We start from the raw sequence: 17934 nt of genomic DNA on the forward strand, positions 1-17934 counted from the left end.
ACCGGCGGGGCCCTGCTTGACGGCGAGTCCGGCCCATGCGCATATCGCCGTGGTTAACTGACAGGGACCCGAACTCAGCATGGCAAGCCGCAAGGCCATTACCGCAAAGGCCGACTGGCGCACCGTTTTCCGCCAGAGCATCGCACGATCGCTGGTGATTGCCGCCGCGGTCGCGCTTGGCATCTTCACGCTGTTCCTGACCCTCGCGCTCCTTACCTACGACGGCACCGACGCCGCGATCCACACCGCGGCCGGCGGCAACCCGTCGAACTGGATGGGCGGCGCGGGTGCATGGTTCGCCGACCTGATGCTGTTCGTCGGCGGCGCCGCCATCGTCCTGCTGTTGCCGCTGTTCGGCATCGTCGCATGGCGGCTGTGGGCGGTGACGCCGCAGCCCTATTGGAAGCGCCAGCTCGCCCTGGCCTTCGTCGCGATCCTGCTCGTCGGGCTGGGGCTGCAGCTCTGGGCGCCCGACAGCAACGCGCCGCTTCCCGCCGGCTGGGGCGGGATTATCGCGCTGATCGTCGGCAGCGCGGTCGACCCCTTGTTCGAACGCGCGGGCGATCCCGCGGCGGCACTGATCCGCTTCGCCACGATCCTTCTGCTCGTCGGTGTCGGCCTGTGGCTCGGCTGGCGTGCCTTGCGGCTCGAAAAGGGATGGGCATCGCGGTTCCGGTTGCCTGCGGCCGACGGCGGCCGCGTCGCCATGCCGGCGAGGGCGGCCGAAGCCGACCCGAAGATCGTCGATCCGGCCGAGCGCGTCGTCAAGCCGCGTCCGCTCGCCGAACCCAGCGACCGTGCCCCGCCCGAGATCGCCGATCCCGCGCAGCGCAGCGCGCCCTCGAAACCGCGGCCGAAACCGCAGACCGAGCTGTTCACCAATTACCAGCTCCCCTCAATCGACCTGCTCGCGCCGCCGCCGCCTGGACCGACCGGGCAGATCGACAAGGCGGGACTGGAGCGCAACGCCAGATTGCTCGAATCGGTGCTCGAGGATTTTCAGGTCAAGGGCGTCGTCACCGCGGTGCGCCCCGGACCGGTCGTCACCATGTACGAACTCGAGCCCGCGCCGGGCACCAAGGCAAGCCGCGTGTCGAACCTCGCCGACGACATCGCGCGCAACATGTCGGCGCTGTCGGCGCGCATCGCGCCGATCCCCGGCCGCACCGTGATCGGTATCGAACTGCCCAACGCGCATCGCGAATCGGTCGTCCTGCACGAAATCATCGGCAGCGCGCTGTTTCAGGACCAGACCGGCGCACTGCCGATCATCCTCGGCAAGAATATCAGCGGCGACGCGATGATCGCCGACTTGGCGCCGATGCCGCACCTGCTGATCGCGGGTACGACCGGATCGGGTAAATCGGTCGGCCTCAATGCGATGATCCTCTCTTTGCTCTACCGCCTCGGTCCCGATCAGGTGAAGATGATCATGATCGATCCCAAGATGCTGGAACTCAGCGTCTACGACGACATTCCGCACCTCCTCGCCCCGGTGGTCACCGAGCCCAAGAAGGCGATCCGCGCCCTCAAATGGGCGGTCGAGCAGATGGAGGATCGCTACCGGATGATGTCGTCGCTGTCGGTGCGCAACCTCGCCTCCTACAACGACAAGGTCCGCGGCGCGCTCGCCAAGGGCAAGTCGCTGGGGCGGCGGGTCCAGACCGGCTACGACCCCGACACCGGCCAGCCGGTCTATGAGGAAGAGACGCTCGACTACGCGCCGCTGCCGCAGATCGTCGTCGTCGTCGACGAACTCGCCGACCTGATGATGACCGCGGGCAAGGAGGTCGAATTCCTGATCCAGCGGCTCGCCCAGAAAGCTCGCGCGGCGGGCATCCACCTGATCCTCGCGACGCAGCGCCCGTCGGTCGACGTCATCACCGGCGTCATCAAGGCGAACCTGCCGACGCGGATCAGCTTCAACGTCACCAGCAAGATCGACAGCCGCACCATCCTTGGCGAAGCGGGCGCCGAGCAATTGCTCGGCAAGGGCGACATGCTGTACGTCCCCGGCGGCAAGCAGATCACGCGCATCCACGGACCTTTCGTATCGGACGACGAGGTGCGCGCGGTTGCCGATCACTGGAAGGGGCAAGGCCGCCCCGACTATATCGAGAGCGTCACCGAAGATCCCGAGGACGGCGGTTTCGCCATGGAAGGCGCCCCGGCGGGCGGCGACAGCGCCGAGGACCGCATGTATGCCAAGGCCTGCCAGATCGTCGTCGAAAGCCAGAAGGCGTCGACGAGCTGGCTGCAGCGGCAGCTCCGCATCGGCTACAACAGCGCCGCACGCCTGATCGAGCGGATGGAGGAGGAAGGGCTGGTCAGCCCGCCCAACCATGTCGGCCGCCGCGACGTGCTCACCGACCAATATGGCCAGCAGCGCTGACCCGGTTCGGAACCATCGCCGCGCCCGCGACTTGAACAGCATCTAACCGGCGGGTTCAGGGCATGTTCAATGCCCGGACGCCATGAACCGGCCGGAACAAACAGAATGAGAGCCCGATGACCCTGAACAATCCCCTCACCCGCGCCGCCGCTTTCATGCTCGCTCCTGTCGCTGCCGCCGGCCTTGCGCTGGCCCTGCCTGCGGTGGCGCAGTCGTCGAACGCGCTCGCTTCGGTGCAGGCCCATCTCAAATCGACCAGCTCGATGACCGCCGACTTCACCCAGACCGACCGCAACGGCCAGCGGCTGACCGGCAAGCTGACCCTGAAGCGCCCCGGCAAGATCCGCTTCCAGTATCAGAAGGGTGTGCCGCTGCTGATCGTCGGCGACGGCAGTTCGCTGACCATGATCGATTATGAGGTGAAGCAGGTGCAGCGCTGGCCGGTGAAGAATTCGCCGCTCGGCGCGCTGCTCGACCCCGACCGCGACCTCAGCAAATATGCGAAGGTGCTGCCGACCGGCAACGACGGCGTCCTCAGCGTCGAAGTCAAGGATCCGAAACGCCCCGAATATGGCACGATCACCATGGTGTTCATCCGCGACGGCGCGTCGCCCGGCGGCCTCCGGCTGCGCGGCTGGGTGGCGCTCGATTCGCAGAACAACCGGACGCGAATCGATCTCGCCAACCAGAAATTCAACGTCGCGGTCGCCGATTCGACCTTCAAATGGACCGACCCGCGCCCCAAACAGCGCGGCCGCGCCGGCTGAGCTACCCTTCTTTGCGAAGCTGTTGAGACGGCGCCGGTTTCACGAACGAAACCGGCGCCGTTTTTCCGCCCAACCGCCGCCCAGTATCGACGAACTGCAATGACGCGCCCAAAACCGTTCATTTTCGTTCAGCTTGGCGACAGGGAGGAGCGGCTATTCCAACCCTCGAAGGCGCCAACACGGCACCCGGACTTGGGTTTCCCCCTGTTGCCCCATCCGGAACGCCCGGTGCCTTCATTCAAGAGCGTGACGAACGCTGACCTTGAACCCCCGTTCCACCGCCCCTGGGACGGGGGTTTAATTTGTCCGGTGTTTGCGTTTTGCCGCTGACGCGGCAGGCGGCACCGGCCCGCTCCCCCACCCAGCCTCCCAACAGTCTATCCTGAAATGGGAGGCCGGGTGGGAGAGCGCGCCCCGGTGCCGCAAAGCAAGAAAGCCACCGTTGCACCGGTCCGCCTGCGCCGATAGAGCCACCGCATGACAAGCATCGCATCCTGGAACATCAACAGCGTCCGTGCCCGCATCGGCATCGTCGAAAAATTCCTGCGCGAAGAAGCTCCCGACATCCTGTGCCTGCAGGAAACCAAGGTCGAGTGCGGCACCTTTCCCAAGGATATGTTCCGCTCGCTCGGTTACGAGCATATCGAGACCCACGGCCAGCGCATGCACCACGGGGTCGCGATCGTCAGCAAGGTGCCGCTGATCGACGTGCGCAAATATGACTGGCAGGCAAATGGCGAGGCTCGCCACGTCGGCGTGACGCTGCCGTCGGGCGTCCGGCTCGACAATGTCTATATCCCTGCCGGCGGCGATATCGCCGACCGCGACCTCAATCCGAAATTCGGGCAAAAGCTCGATTTCTTCGGCCGGATGACCGAATGGGCCGGCGCGCTCGACCAGCCGACGGTGCTGACCGGCGACTTCAATGTCGCGCCGCTCGAAAGCGACGTCTGGAACCACAAGGCGCTGCTCGACGTCGTCAGCCACACGCCGATCGAGGTCGAAACCCTCGGCAGGCTGCAGGCCGCATCGAACTGGGTCGACCTCGGCCGCCATTTCATCGCCGCCCCGGCGCCGCTCTACACCTGGTGGAGCTACCGCGCGAAGGATTGGGAAGCGTCGAACCGCGGCCGCCGGCTCGACCATATGTGGATTACCCCCGACCTGCTGCCGCAGGCGCTGTCGCACCGGATCGTCCAGCCGGCGCGGAGCTGGGAACGCCCGTCCGACCATATCCCGCTCGTCACGGAGTTCGCTTTTTGACCGACGACGCGAGCGATGCCGGCGCCCGCCGGGCGGCGCGCGCCATCGACGCGCTGCGCCGCGGCTGGCCGTTCCGGGTAACCGGGCCCGACGGGGCGCTCGACCTGCTGGCGGTCGAAAGCGCGCGCGACGACGCGCTCGCCGAATTCGGCAGCAGCGACGTGCTGATTTCGGGCGAGCGCGCGGTGACGCTGAAACTCACCAACCAACGCGTCGCGGCAACGCCGGGGCCAGTGCGGCTCGCCGGCGCGGCCGACCGGGTTGCGGCGGCGCTGGCAATCGCCGACCCCGCACTCGACCTTGCCCATCCGCTCAAGGGCCCCTTCCGCACTATCGCCACCGGCGGCGAGACCGCCGCGTCGGCCGCGATGACGATGGCGCGCCACGCCGGACTGCTCCCCGCCTTTTTCGTTCGCGAAGCCACCGGCGCGACCGAGACCGCCTGTTCGGCGGACGACGTCGCACTGCTGCTCGACCCCGCCCGGCTGCAGGTCGCGGCGCGCGCGCGCCTGCCGGTCGAAGCGAGCGAAAGCGCCGAGATCGTCGCCTTTCGTTCGCCCGAAGAGGCCTCGGATCATGTCGCGCTCGTCATCGGCAAGCGCGACGGCAATCCGCCCGTCGTCCGGTTGCACAGCGAATGCCTGACCGGCGACGTGCTCGGCAGCCTCAAATGCGATTGCGGACCGCAGCTTCACGCCGCGCTCCACGCAATGGCCGACGCACCATGGGGGGTGTTGCTCTACCTCCGGCAGGAAGGCCGCGGCATCGGGCTCGTCAACAAGCTGCGCGCCTATGCGCTGCAGGATCAGGGCTATGACACGGTCGACGCCAATCTGCGGCTCGGCTTCCCGGTCGAGGCGCGCGACTTCGCGATTGCCGGGCGGATGCTCGAACTGCTGAACATCCCGCGCATCCGGTTGATGACCAACAATCCGGAGAAGGTTGCGCGGCTAGAAAAAGAGGGTGTCGAGGTCGTCGAGCGCTTGCCGCTGGCGCTGCCCACGAACAAATATAACGAGCAATATCTCGCGACCAAGCGGGATCGCACGGGGCACCAGCTTTGAAGAAAAAGGCGCCGGGACGATCCCGGCGCCTTGATCAAATCAATGCACGAACCTTGCCACGACGTCGCGGTAGCTGCGGCTCACCTTCACCTGCGCGCCCGATCCGAGCACGAGGAAGCATTCGCCGTTGGTGTGCGGCTTGACCTGTTTGACCTGGCTGAGGTTGACGATCGTCGAGCGGTGGACGCGCTGGAAGTTGCGCGGGTCGAGACGCTTTTCGAGATCCTTCATCGTCTCGCGCAGGATCAGGCTGTTGTCGGCGGTATAGATGCACATATAGTCGCCCGCGGCATCGATCCGCTCGATGCTGTCGACGTCGACGCGGAAAATCTGGCCGCGATCCTTGATGTTGATCATCTTTTCATAGCGGTCGGCAGCATGCGCGTCGGGCTGGACCTCGGCGCCATATTCCTCGACCGCTTCGGGGGCGACTTCGGCGAGCACCGTCTTAAGCCTTTCGACCTCGGCCACGCCGCGCTTCTCGGCAAGGCGCTGGCGGACGCGGTCAAGCGCGTCGGCGAGCCGCTCGGGCTCGACCGGTTTGACCAGATAATCGACCGCCTGCGCTTCGAACGCGCGGATCGCATGGTCCGAATAGGCAGTGACGAAAACGACCAGCGGCGGTTCGACCTCCATCAGCCCCTGAATGACCGAAAAGCCGTCGAACCCCGGCATCTGGATGTCGAGGAAGACGAGGTCGGGCTTGTGGGTCTTGATCTTTCTGATGGCCTCGCGGCCGTTGAGCGCGGTGTCGACCACTTCGACATCGGCATGGGCTTCGAGCCGCAGTTGCAGGCCTTGGGTGGCCAGTTTTTCATCATCCACCAGGATGGTTCTGATCGTCATGTGCGTTCGGTTCCAATCGTCATTTGCCCGTCAGGCTGGAACGGAAACTCGATAACCACCGTGAACCCGCCCTCAGCGTCCGTCTGGACGTCGAACCGGTGCTGGTCGCCAAAAGCCTGCGCCAACCGGTCCCTGATGTTGGCTAAACCCACACCGGTCGATTCCGTTGCAAAGCCAGTGGTGGGGTCCGTACCGTCGGCTGACAATCCCGACCCGGTGTCGGACACGGTGATCCGGACATTTTGACCGGCAAGCTGTGCGGAAATGGTGATATCGGCGCCGTCTTCCTGCGGCGTCACCGCATATTTGATCGCATTTTCGATCAGCGGCTGGAGCAGGAGCGAGGGCAATCGCGCCCGCGCAACGGCCGGATCGATCGCGAAATGCGGGCGCAAACGCTCTTCGAAGCGCATCTTCTCGATATCGAGATACAGCTTCAGCGTCTCGATCTCCTGCGCCAGCGTCACCTGCGCGGTCGGCTCGTTGGCGAGCGTGTAGCGGAGGAAAGCCGACAGGCGCGACAGCATCGCATTGGCAGGCTCGGCCTGTTTGAGCAGCACGAGGGTCGAAATGCTGTTCAGCGTGTTGAACAGGAAATGCGGGTTGAGCTGATAACGCAGCATCGCGAGCTGTGCCGACGCCGCCTGCGCCTCGAGCCGCAGCATGCGGTCCTGCTGCTCCTCGAGCTGGAGGAAATAGTTGATCGCGAAATAGAGCGCCGACCAGGCACCGAGCGAGGTCGCATCGATATAGACCGCGCCGAGCAACAGGCTGGTGAACCCCGCCTCGCTCGCCGGGTTCTGGATTTGCGCGACCCACGCGTCGATAAACGCCCAGAGCGCGGTCGCCACCCCCGCGAGCCCGAAGCTGACACCCCACATGAGCAGCGGACGGCGGTTGATCAGGGCACGATAGCAGACAGACAGGATCAGCGAGAGCGAGAAGCCGGTGATCGCCGAGATCATCTGCGGAATCAGGAAGGAAAAGCTCTGTCCGTTGGCGAGCCCTGATACGCCGCGCAGGCCGAGCCAAGCGGTCCAGCCCAATATCTGGAGATTCCAGAAGGCGCGCACCTTGTTGCCGAAAAAGGGGCCCGGCGAGGACAGTCCGAACAGCGACATGGCGGCCTATGTGATCAGTGCTGGGCGCGTCGCAGCGAGGCGATCATTCCGCCGCGACCGGGGCCATCCGCGCCCGTGCCTGCCCCAGCGGCTGGAGCTCGGAGCGATGCATCCACACCAGTTCCTTGTACCCGAGCGGCCGGCCGTCATGCGCCGTGATCGTCACCGGCCCGATCGGCTGTTCGTCGCGCGTGTCGACGAGCACCGGGGTCGACGGCACGCCCGCGCCCCATTTTTCGCCCCATTGGCGCAGCGCGATCATCGCCGGGAGCAGCTCGACGCCCTTTTCGGTGAGTTCGTACCGCACCTTGCGCCGGTCCTCGGCCATCACCTCGCGCGCCATGATGCCATGGTCGACGAGCCGCGACAGGCGGTTCGACAGGATGTTGCGCGCAATATTGAGTTCCTGCTGAAACTCCTCGAAATGATGAACGCCGTTGAAGGCGGCGCGCAGGATCATGAACGACCATCGCTCGCCCATCGCCTCGAGTGCGAGCGGCAGGGCGCAATTGTCCCCGTAAAGAATGTTCAGCGGTTCGCGTAATTTTCCCATGGGTCGAGCACTATCCGATAATATGCGTCAGCGCCAAAAAAAATTATGGCACCGGCAAGCTTGCCCTAAAGGAAATGGCGCGGCGCCAGCAATCTACAACCCCTGCTGTGCGCCGGGCTCCGCGGCGGAACCACGCATCAGGAGACGAGCATCGCCTCCAGCCGGTCTTCCAGAATGCGAAGCTGGTGCGCCCGTTCGAGAGCGGCGGGAACCGCGGTCTTGCTCGCCATGCCGTCGGCGGCGAGGCGCGCGAGGAAATCGGCGATCGCGTCTTCCTGCGTCGTCGCGATGCCCAGTTCATAACCGGCGATGACCTTGCCCGAATCCGATCCCGGGTTCGCCAGCGCGATGATCGGACGGCCCGAGCCGATATATTCGAAAAGCTTGCCGGGCAGCAGCGTATCTTCCCACGGCGCCGTGCCGACGACCATGATCAGGGCATCGGCAGCGCATTGCGCGCGCAGCGCTTCGGCGCGCGGCACCTTGCCCCGGTCGACGATCGCGACATCCGGAAAATCGGCGGCCAGTTGCGCGACGATCTCCGGCTCCGATCCGTAGAAATCGATGCCGACCTTCGATCGCAGCCGCTGCGCCGCGCGCAGCAGCGGGGTCACGTCGCGGCGTTCGCCATAGAGGATGCCCGTGTAGACAAGGCGAAGACGCGCCGGATCGCGGACATGGTCATCGCATTCGTCGATCCCCGCATCGACGCCGTTCATCACCGTGATCACCTTGTCGGCCAGCGCGGGATAGGTCGCCCGGTAATAGTCGCTCATCCCCTCGCTCACCGCGACGACAAGGTCCGCCGAGGCGAGCATCTGGCGTTCATAGCTGCTGTCGAGCGACTGATAGAAAGGCGCCGTCAGCTTGTAGGGATTGCGGGCCCAGATGTCGCGATTGTCGGCGACGAACAGCGCGCCGCATTGCCGCGCGGTATCGCGGGCGGCGGCGTGGACCGAAAAGGGCAGCGCGGTCGACAACACGACATCGGGTGCCGGGAGTTGGCGGAGGAGGTCGCGGGCCCGCCGCTTCATCGCCTGCGCGACCGGACGGATATGGTCGGGCCACGAGAGCAGGCGCAGCGCCGTACTGAGGCGATGCGCGATACTGCCCCGGCCCGGCTTGAAACTCGACGAGCGGGTCAGCCAGCTATCGGGTACATAGTGAACGTCGAAACCCGACAGGTCGGTGACGAAGGTCTGCGGAACCGCCTCCGATGCGCCGGCGATGACCGTAACCTGCCAGCCGCGCGCGGTGAAATAACGCGCCATCGCGACGGCGCGCGACGAGCCGACTTCATTGACCGGCGGAAACCAGTAGCTGAAGATCCAGAGACGCTTCGCGGCGGGAGATTGCTCCGCAGCGGATGACGTCGAATCAAGAATATGGGTCCCCATCGTGCCGGTCCTAGTGCGCAGGGCCGGTGCTTCCAACCGCCTTTACCAAGTTGCGGGAGGTTTGTGAGGATGTGCAAGCAATTTTCGCATTGCAATTGCCGCGCCGGGGACGACATTGGGACCGATGCTGAGGCAATATGAACTCGTCGAGCGTGTACGCGCCTATGATCCCGACGTCGACGAGGCGTTGCTCAACCGCGCTTATGTCTTCACCGTCCAGAAGCATGGCAGCCAGAAACGCGCGTCGGGCGACCCCTATTTCAGCCATCCGGTTGAAGTCGCGGGAATTTTGACCGATCTGCACCTCGACAGCGAGACGATCGTCACCGCGCTGCTCCACGACACGCTCGAAGACACGCTGACGACGCCCGAGGAGATCGAGCGCCTGTTCGGGCGCGACGTCGGACGGCTGGTCGACGGCGTGACGAAATTGAGCAAGATCGAGGCGCAGACCGAGAATGAGCGCGCTGCCGAAAATCTGCGCAAGTTCCTGCTCGCCATGTCGGACGACATCCGGGTGCTGCTCGTCAAGCTCGCCGACCGGCTGCACAATATGCGGACGCTCCACTTCATCCAGAGCCCCGAAAAGCGCCGCCGCATTGCCAAGGAGACGATGGATATCTATGCGCCGCTCGCCGAGCGGATCGGCATGTACGAGTATATGCGCGAGATGCAGCTTCTTGCGTTCCGCGAGCTTGAGCCCGAGGCCTATGCGACGATCACCGGCCGCCTCGCCAAGCTGACCGCCGGCGGCAAGGACAAGGTCGCGGCGATCAGCCGCGAGTTCAAGGAACTGCTCGCCAAAAACGGCATCGAGGCCGAGGTGTCGGGGCGCGAGAAGCATCCCTATTCGATCTGGCGCAAGATGCAGGAGCGGCACGTCAGCTTCGAACAGGTCACCGACATCATCGCCTTTCGCGTCATCACCCCGACCGACGCCGATTGCTATGCCGCGCTGGGCCTGTTCCACCGCAAGTGGAAAATGGTCCCCGGCCGGTTCAAGGATTATATCTCGACCCCGAAGCGCAACGGCTACAAGTCGCTGCACACGACGATCATGCACCAGCAGAATATGCGGATCGAAATCCAGATCCGCAGCCTCGGCATGCACCAGCAGTCCGAATTCGGGCTCGCCGCACACTGGGCGTACAAGCAGGGCGGCAGCACGCCCGACGGGCAGGCCGGGTGGATACGCGACCTCATCGAAATCCTCGAACAGACGCACGATCCGGAAGAGTTTCTCGAGAACACCCGGATCGCGATGTACCAGGATCGCATCTTCGCCTTCACCCCGAAAGGCAGCCTGCACCAGCTCCCCAAGGGCGCGACCCCGGTCGATTTCGCCTACGCCGTGCACACCGGCCTCGGCGACCGCACCGTCGGCGCCAAGGTCAACGGCCGCCTCGTACCGCTACGCACCCAGCTGGCCAATGGCGACACCGTCGAGATTCTTTCGTCGGACAAGCAGACGCCCCAGCCCGCCTGGCTCGGCTTCGCGGTTACCGGCAAGGCGCGCGCCGCGATCCGCCGCCACGTCCGCTCGAAGGAAAAGGTCGAGCTCGCCGCGCTGGGCCGCAAGATGTACGACGAGATCGTCGCGCGCCTGCCGAACAAGGTCGGCGACAAGGCGCGCGCCGCGGCGCTGACCCGGCTCAAGCTCGACGACGACAGCGCGCTCTACGTCGCGATCGCCAAGCAACGCCTGACCGACAATGCGGTGCTCGAGGCGCTCGTCCCCGGCATTACCGCCGAGATGAAGACCAAGCCCGGCAAGCTCGCGCAGGGGGCCGCGGTATCGATCGCCGGGCTCACACCGGGCGTCGCCTACCAGCTTGCCGATTGCTGCCACCCCGTCCCCGGCGACCGCATCGTCGGGCTCGCGCGGCCGGGCGAAGGGATCGAGGTCCATGTCATCGACTGCCCCAGCCTTGCCGACGGGGTCGATGCCGACTGGATCGACCTCAGGTGGCAGGAGGATAGCGAGGGCGGCAATGCGCGGCTGTGCGTCGTCATCCTCAACGAACCCGGCACCCTCGCCGAAATGTCGGGCATCCTCGCCGCCAATATGGCGAATATCACCAATTTGCGCCTGTCGAACCGCGAGGGCGGTTTCCACACCTACGACGTCGTCGTCGAGGTGCGCGACGTCCACCATGTGATGCGGATCCTGTCGGCGCTGCGCGCGTCGGACAATGTGGTGCAGGCCGAACGGCTTTAGGCTGGCCTCAAAATCCGTTCGTGTCGAGCGAAGTCGAGACATCCATCGCCATCGCGCGACCGATGGGCATCTCGACTTCGCTCGATGCGAACGGGATAGGGAAGATCAATTCGCGTAGAGCAGCGGCGGCCGCCAGCCGCTCTGATCGACTTCGTCGCGGACCTTGTAGACGATCCCCTTGCTGTTCAGGAACAGCTTCTCCATCTCGCCGCGCGTGAAGGGCCGCGATCCGACGCGGCCGAACACCGCCATCTGCCCGCCCGTCTCGTCGACCGCGCGGTCGCGGTCGAGGCCCTTCGACAGCGCGAGCGCCGGCGACGGCGTTTTCGCCCAGGCGATCAGTTCGGGGGTCGGTTTCGGCGAGAAGCCATAGAGGCCCGGATTGTCGGGGCTGGTCAGCTGGAGCACCTTGATGCCGTTCCGGCCGTCGGCGACATAGGCGAAGAGCGAGGCGTTGGTCGATCCGACGATCACGTCCTCGGCATCGTTCAGCGCCCCCCCGAAATTGAGCCCCGGCCAGACGATCGGCGCCGCCGGCCGCGTCACGTCGACGATGACGAGGCCGTCCGCCTTCGCCGCGACATACATATAGGTGCGCGCGACATAGATTTTCCGCGCATTGGCAAGCCGCACCGTGCCCGACGGCACCGCGACCGGCTGCGCGAGATTGGTGACGTCGAACAGCTTCACCCCCTCGGCATCGGTGACCCAGAGATAGCGGAACTGCACCGCGCTCGCGCGCGCGTCGGTCAGCGGCAGTTGCGCCGTCACCTTCGGCTGGAGCGGGGTGGTGAGGTCGAGCACGACGAGCCCCGCGTCGGTGGTGACATAGGCGAAGCTGCCCGCGAGCGTCACATGCCGCGCCCCCGCCAGCACATTGCCGTCGTTCCACGTCAGCGCACGGGTGAACTTGTTGTTGCGGAATTCGCCGTCGGCGAGCGTGTCGATGTCGACGAGCACCAGCCCTTCGACGCTGTCCGTGATCACCGCATAGCGATAGATGTCGTGCATCTTCTGCTCGTGGTTCTCGGGGAAATTCTTCACGATATTCTCGTTGCGCGACACGCTGATCGGCTGCGTCGTCGCGAGCGCCATGCAGGTCGCGTTCTTCGTCTTCACATGCGTGTCGTGGCCGAGCGGCGAGAAGGGCGCGCGGACGATGCGTTCGGAGAAACCCTTGTTGCCGATCGAAGCGACGTCATAGACGCGGAAACCGCCCTTGCCTTCCGCGACGAACATATATTCGCCGCGCTGCTGCAGGCAGTTCACCCGGCCGCTGGTGCCCTGGACGATATTGGCGAACTCCTCGAGCGCATGGGTTTCGCCCGAGCCCTTTTTGTCGAAGGTCTTGCCACGCACCCAGTTCTTGAGCTCGCGGCCATTCTGTTCGACGTGGAGTTTCCAGTAATCGGGATAGGCATATTTCTGGAGATAGCTGCCGATCACCGCCTGCGGCTCGTCCCATTCGGTGACGCGCGTCGCCTGGAAGCCGCCTTCGAGCCCCGACCAGACGTTGAGCCCGACGAAGTTGACGAAATTGGTGCCGAGCAGATTGAGCTGTGCCATGATCGCATTATTGTCGTCGGCCGCCGACAGATGGCAGTCGGTGCACTGTTTGGTTTCCGACCGGCGCACCGTGTGCGGGAAGTGCGGCGCGAACGCCTGGCTCGAATAGCCCGCCGAGCTGATCGGCGGCTGCTGCACATAGATACGCTCGCGGTTGATGTTGGTCGAGGAGAGGACAAGCGCCGAGGTCGATCGCACCGGGGTGATGATCCCGCGCACCTCGCCGTCGGGGCCGGGTTCGCCGGGCTTGGTGAGCTGGTGCCGGCCGAGCTGGAACATCTCGTCGCGCGCCACCTGCGGATTATATGTCGCGAAGTTGCGCGTCTCCTCGCCCTCGAAATGGTGCATCTTGGTTTTCCAGTTCGCCTCGATCGGCAAATGGCAGCCGCCGCAACTGGTGGTCCACGACAGGTGACAGGTGAAGCAGGTCATCTTGTCGTCGCCGTGCGCGCGATCCTCCTTCGCCACCCCGGGCCCCCACGCGAATGTCCCGTCGTCGGCGCCCGAACGCGCCATCAGCTTGGCACGCGCCGCCTTGGCGTTGAAATGCGGCCCCGGCGTCACCGCCTGCTTGACGAGACTGACCTGCCATTCGAGCTTGGGATCGACGATCGAACGCTGGATCAGCCCGATCACCTCGGCATTGTCGTCATACTGGAATTCGAAGCGCCGCCGTCCGTCGGGGTTGCGCAGCAGCGCGAGGTTGGTGCCCTGCGGCCGCGCCGCGACGTTCGAGGTCAGGAGGTTGGGCAGCGCGTCGGCGGTGCCGTGGCAATCCTTGCAGCTGATCTCGACCGCGTTCGCGACTTCGCCCTGGATATAGCCGTTGCCATGACTGTCCTGCGCGAAGTGGCAGTCGGCGCATTGCATGCCCTTTTCGGCGTGGATGTCCATCATATGGACCGCCTTGCCGGGGTTGATGCCGGGCGGCACGAACTTGCCCTCGACCCCCGGCTTGCCCGGATCGGCGCTCATCAGGCAGAGGTCGCGCTGCTTCGGGTCGCTGTAATGACTGCAACTCTTGCGCCATTTCTCGGGATCCTTGGGATCGATGATATTCGCGGTGTCGGTGCCATAGGTCGCCATATTGCCGTCGGCGGTCAGCAGATTGCCGTTGCGGTCGCGCTTGAAGATGCCGCGGAAGTTCCAGCCGTGGCCGTGATAGTCGGCGAACTGCGTATCCTTGTTCGTGTCGTTGACGTCATAGACGTCGCGCAGGAACTCGACATCGGCCCAGAGGCCGCGCGCCGCGGCGGCTTCGGGATTGCGTTCGAGTACCTTGTGGACCTCGGCGGCGGTCGGATAGCGCTGCTGCTTGTATTTCTTCTGATATTCCTCGTCGCTCATCCCCGGCGGGCGCGGCGCGGTGTTGTCGGGCCCCGGCCACATCTGCGGCGCGTCCGATTCATAATCCCACATCGTGTAGCCGAGGTAGGAGTTCAGGAAGATGTTCGGCTGGTGCATGTGGCAGCTCATGCACTGCGAGGTCGGGATCGCACGGGTGAACGCATGGCTGATCGGGTGCCCCGATTCGCCCCGTGCGGGCGAGCCGGGGCGTGCCGGCACCTCGGGATCGGCGGGATCGATCAGCGAACCATGACCGCCCCCGGCCTGATGACCGTCATCGGCGCCATGCGCGTCGCCGCCATGCCCGTCGCCGGCTTTCCGCTTCTTTTCCGCAATCGTCGGGTCGACCGTCGCCGTCTCGCCATCGCGGCCGAACTTGGCATAGGTCAGGCTGTGCCGCGGCTCGCGGTCGTTGGCGTAGATGACGTGGCAGCCCGAACAGCCCGAATGGCGATAATCGCCCGGCTGGTCGTTCGTCCCCATGAACCACATGAGCGGGTCGTTGAGACGCGTCTTGTGGATGTTGAGCACCGGGATCGAGACGCGCAGGCCGGTGCCGGGACCGCGGTTCGACTGTTTGAGGTCGGGGCGTCCCGGTTCCTCGAGCCGCTGGATGCTGCCCGTCGGGTTGGGCAGGCCGATCTCGGGGAATTGCGTGTTGATGTTGCGCCCGCCGCGCTCGAAGACACGGAAGACGTCGCCCGGCGGGATCACGCTCCAGCGCGGCAGCGGATACATTTTCGCGAGCGCGCCGCGCTTCTTCTCATCCTCGGTCAAGATCTTGTCGGACGGGAAGCTCGGTTTGCACGCCTCTTTATATTCCTCGGCGGTCAGCCGCGACGACGGCGACAGGATGCAGGCCGATTCGCCTGTGCGGGTATAGGCCTCGCCGAAAATATAATTCTTATAGGGGACGATGCCGTTGTTATACGCCGCCCCGCCCCACAGCATCGCACCGGTCGACATCATCGACCGCTCGGTCGCCTCGATCACCTCGAGGTGGCACGCCCCGCACGCCTCGCGCGCGACGCGATAGTCGCTGGGGTTCACAAAGCGGATGAATTCGGGCGATTCCTTGTTGAGCAACGTATAGCTCCGCTCGGGGTTCGCCGAACTGTCGTGCCAGGCGCCGGGCAGCGTCGGCTGCGGATGCGCGAGCTTCATCGCCGCGAGATTATAGGGGTTCTTGTAGCCAAGTTCGGGCTTGCCGAAGGCGGCGGGCGTCGTCGCGTCGCCGCCATGGCAGTCGGTGCAGCCGAGCCGCACCGCGGGCGTCGTGTGCATCGACGGCTGGTCGGTGCGCGTGTGGCAGCTATAGCAGCCCTCCGATTTTGCCGCGACATCGGCCTCGGTCTGCTCGCGCGGCGCCGGCGGGGTGAAGCGATATTCGATCTTGAGCGGCTTTTCCTCTTCGGACGCGCGCACGATGCTGGCGCCAAAGGCCAGCGTCATCAACGCGAAGGCCAGAAAGGCGAAGAGTTTGCGCGCCACCATCTAGAAACTCACGATCACATTGGCGAGGATCGACAGATAGGCGTCGTCGCGCTGCTTGTTGTCGAACAGATCCTTGAACCCCTTGCCGGGCAGCAGCACCGCAGCGCTCAAGCGCCCGACGATATTCTGCGTCGCTTTCGGGCGCCAGATCGTCGCGACCGACAGGTCCCAGCCGATATCCTTCGGGATCGATCCCTCGCTGCGCAGCACCTGGAGCGACGAGGTATTCTCGAACCACAAATGGTTGAGGTTGGTGCTGAGGCGAAACTCCGGCGTCAGGTCGAAATCGGCCCCGGCGCCGAGAAAGATCGTCCCCGGATTGTTGAAGTTCGACTGGCCCTCTTCCTTCGACGAACGCAGCGAGTTCAAGATGCCATTGCGCCCGCTGATCGAGATGACGCGTCCGCCGCCCGCGAACGGGATCGTCTGGCGGATCCAGTAGCTGGTGTCGGCGCCGCCGAAGATCGGGTTTTCAAAGATGGCGTCAAAGCCGCCCTCGGTGTTGTTATAGGGATCGCCGTCGCCGGTCGCGTAGAGCCCCGACAGGCGGAAACGCATCCAGTCATGGTCGTAGCTGAGTTCAGCCGCAGCGAAACCGGCGCGAATCTCGGCGGGCTTGCTGGTGAAGAAGCTGTTCCGGTCCTCGCCGAGCGCGGCGTAAAGACTTGCGGTCAGGTTGATCCGCCCGATCCGCCCGTCAGCGCTGTAGCCGAGATAGACGACATCATATTCGCGCCCGCGCAGGTCGCCGAGCAGCGCGGGGCGCACGGGGAAACCGTTGTGGTCGATCTGGATGTCGTTCTTTTCGCGGTTCATATTATAGGTCACGCTGACCTGGCTGGTCAGCCCGACGAACGGGAAATCCTGGCGATAGAGATTGCCGGTGAAGATGAAATCGCTGCGCGGCGTCTGGGTGATGTCGTTGAGGCCGCTGTTCGTATCCTTCTCCAGCCGCCAGAAGGCCGCGAGATTATATTGGAAGCGGTTGTTGTCGCGGTTGCCGAACAGGCGGATGCCAAGCTGGCTGTCGTTGAACAGAAAGCCGCGGAAATCGCTCTGGAACGGCTGGATGCCGAGCCGGATCGAATAGAAATCGTAGCGGTCCGATGTGTTGCCGAGATGCTTGTCGATGAAGGCTTCCTGCACCCCGATGAAATGGTCGAAGCGATGGCTGGCCTTCGACGGGCGCACGTCGAGCACGCGCCGTTCGGGCACGTCGACATAATTGGCCTGATAGGCGAGCGTCAGGCGATATTCGACGTCGGGCGGCTTGAACGCGGTCGAGCCCTTGATCAGCGCAAAGCCCGCGATGAAGGTCTGCGCGGCGACGAAGCTGCGGTTCTTGCCGAACACGTCGAGGCTGCCCGGCCGCTCGGTGGTCTGGACGCCGTTCGGGATCGGGAAGGTGCGCGGTTCGAACACCGAATCGGAGACGAGGTTGGCGACGAAGAACCAGTCATCGCCCTTGATCGGCAGCCACGGCACCTTGCTGCGGTCGATCGCGCGGTCGCCCTTCAGCACATTCTGGTGATAGGGATCGAACCAGCGTTCCTTGACCACCCCCAGCGTCTCGATCAGCCGCCAGCGGTCGGGAACGGGCAACTGGTCCTCGATTCCCGGAAAGGCTTCGGGCGGCGGCGGGCGGAGCGCCCCGACATTGTCCTGCGTCAACTGGTCGGGCAGGTCGGGCGTGTAGCCCGGGCGGCGGCGGCCCTCGATGATCTGGGTGACGAGGTCGTCGTCCATCATCTCTTTCCAGTCGACCGGCGGCGGCGGCGGAGTCAGTTCGTCGAGCGCCGGCTCCTCGGCCGCGGGCGGCGGCGGCACGGGTTCGGCTGCGGCCTCCGGCGCGCCCTGCGCCGCGAGGCTCGCGATGATCGGCCAAAGGCTGCCCCCCGCCATCATC

The 17934-nt window shown here is 65.0% G+C and carries 11 protein-coding genes; 5 read left to right on the plus strand and 6 right to left on the minus strand.

Annotation, left to right across the window (positions count from 1 at the left end):
- Window positions 1–79 precede the first annotated feature (79 nt).
- From LH19_RS22075 to ribA, 4 genes are all read left to right on the plus strand, one after another.
- A complete protein-coding gene (locus LH19_RS22075; protein ID WP_054731867.1) occupies window positions 80–2392 on the plus strand; it encodes an FtsK/SpoIIIE family DNA translocase in 2313 nt (770 codons plus the stop codon).
- A 155-nt stretch (window positions 2393–2547) separates the two neighbouring features.
- Window positions 2548–3159 (plus strand): LolA family protein, encoded by a 612-nt coding sequence (locus LH19_RS22080; RefSeq protein ID WP_054734134.1) that lies wholly within the window; start codon window positions 2548–2550, stop codon window positions 3157–3159.
- A gap of 477 nt (window positions 3160–3636) precedes the next feature.
- Window positions 3637–4422 carry an exodeoxyribonuclease III gene (locus LH19_RS22085; protein ID WP_054731868.1) on the plus strand — a complete coding sequence of 262 codons (786 nt, stop codon included), beginning with the start codon at window positions 3637–3639 and terminating at the stop codon, window positions 4420–4422.
- Window positions 4419–5486, plus strand: a complete 1068-nt coding sequence (gene ribA / locus LH19_RS22090) for a GTP cyclohydrolase II (protein ID WP_054731869.1) — start codon at window positions 4419–4421, stop codon at window positions 5484–5486. The genes LH19_RS22085 and ribA overlap by 4 nt, the downstream gene beginning before the upstream one ends.
- A 39-nt stretch (window positions 5487–5525) precedes the next feature.
- On the opposite strand, the gene LH19_RS22095 is transcribed toward ribA, so the two are convergent.
- The 4 genes from LH19_RS22095 to LH19_RS22110 form a co-directional block, all read right to left on the minus strand.
- Complete coding sequence (locus LH19_RS22095) at window positions 5526–6332, minus strand: LytR/AlgR family response regulator transcription factor (RefSeq protein ID WP_054589375.1); 807 nt, start codon at window positions 6330–6332, stop codon at window positions 5526–5528.
- Window positions 6329–7453 (minus strand): sensor histidine kinase, encoded by a 1125-nt coding sequence (locus tag LH19_RS22100; protein WP_054731870.1) that lies wholly within the window; start codon window positions 7451–7453, stop codon window positions 6329–6331. Before LH19_RS22100 ends, LH19_RS22095 begins: the two co-directional genes overlap by 4 nt.
- Before the next feature lie 43 nt (window positions 7454–7496).
- Window positions 7497–8006, minus strand: coding sequence for a winged helix-turn-helix transcriptional regulator (locus tag LH19_RS22105; RefSeq protein ID WP_054589377.1), 510 nt, complete (start codon window positions 8004–8006; stop codon window positions 7497–7499).
- A gap of 137 nt (window positions 8007–8143) precedes the next feature.
- Window positions 8144–9403, minus strand: coding sequence for a glycosyltransferase (locus tag LH19_RS22110; RefSeq protein ID WP_054731871.1), 1260 nt, complete (start codon window positions 9401–9403; stop codon window positions 8144–8146).
- A 124-nt stretch (window positions 9404–9527) separates the two neighbouring features.
- On the opposite strand from LH19_RS22110, the gene LH19_RS22115 reads away from it, so the two are divergent.
- Window positions 9528–11621 carry a RelA/SpoT family protein gene (locus LH19_RS22115; protein ID WP_054731872.1) on the plus strand — a complete coding sequence of 698 codons (2094 nt, stop codon included), beginning with the start codon at window positions 9528–9530 and terminating at the stop codon, window positions 11619–11621.
- A 105-nt stretch (window positions 11622–11726) separates the two neighbouring features.
- Here LH19_RS22115 and LH19_RS22120 read toward each other — a convergent pair whose 3' ends face one another.
- The gene (locus tag LH19_RS22120; protein ID WP_407696686.1) at window positions 11727–16028 is read right to left on the minus strand and encodes a hypothetical protein; all 4302 of its coding nucleotides are present in this window, start codon (window positions 16026–16028) and stop codon (window positions 11727–11729) included.
- Entirely contained in the window at window positions 16029–17933 is a 1905-nt protein-coding gene (locus tag LH19_RS22125; RefSeq protein ID WP_234716001.1) for a hypothetical protein, read from the minus strand.
- Between the last annotated feature and the right edge of the window lies 1 nt (window position 17934).

Origin of the sequence: Sphingopyxis macrogoltabida, from assembly GCF_001314325.1 — a bacterium.
Lineage (GTDB): Bacteria > Pseudomonadota > Alphaproteobacteria > Sphingomonadales > Sphingomonadaceae > Sphingopyxis > Sphingopyxis macrogoltabida.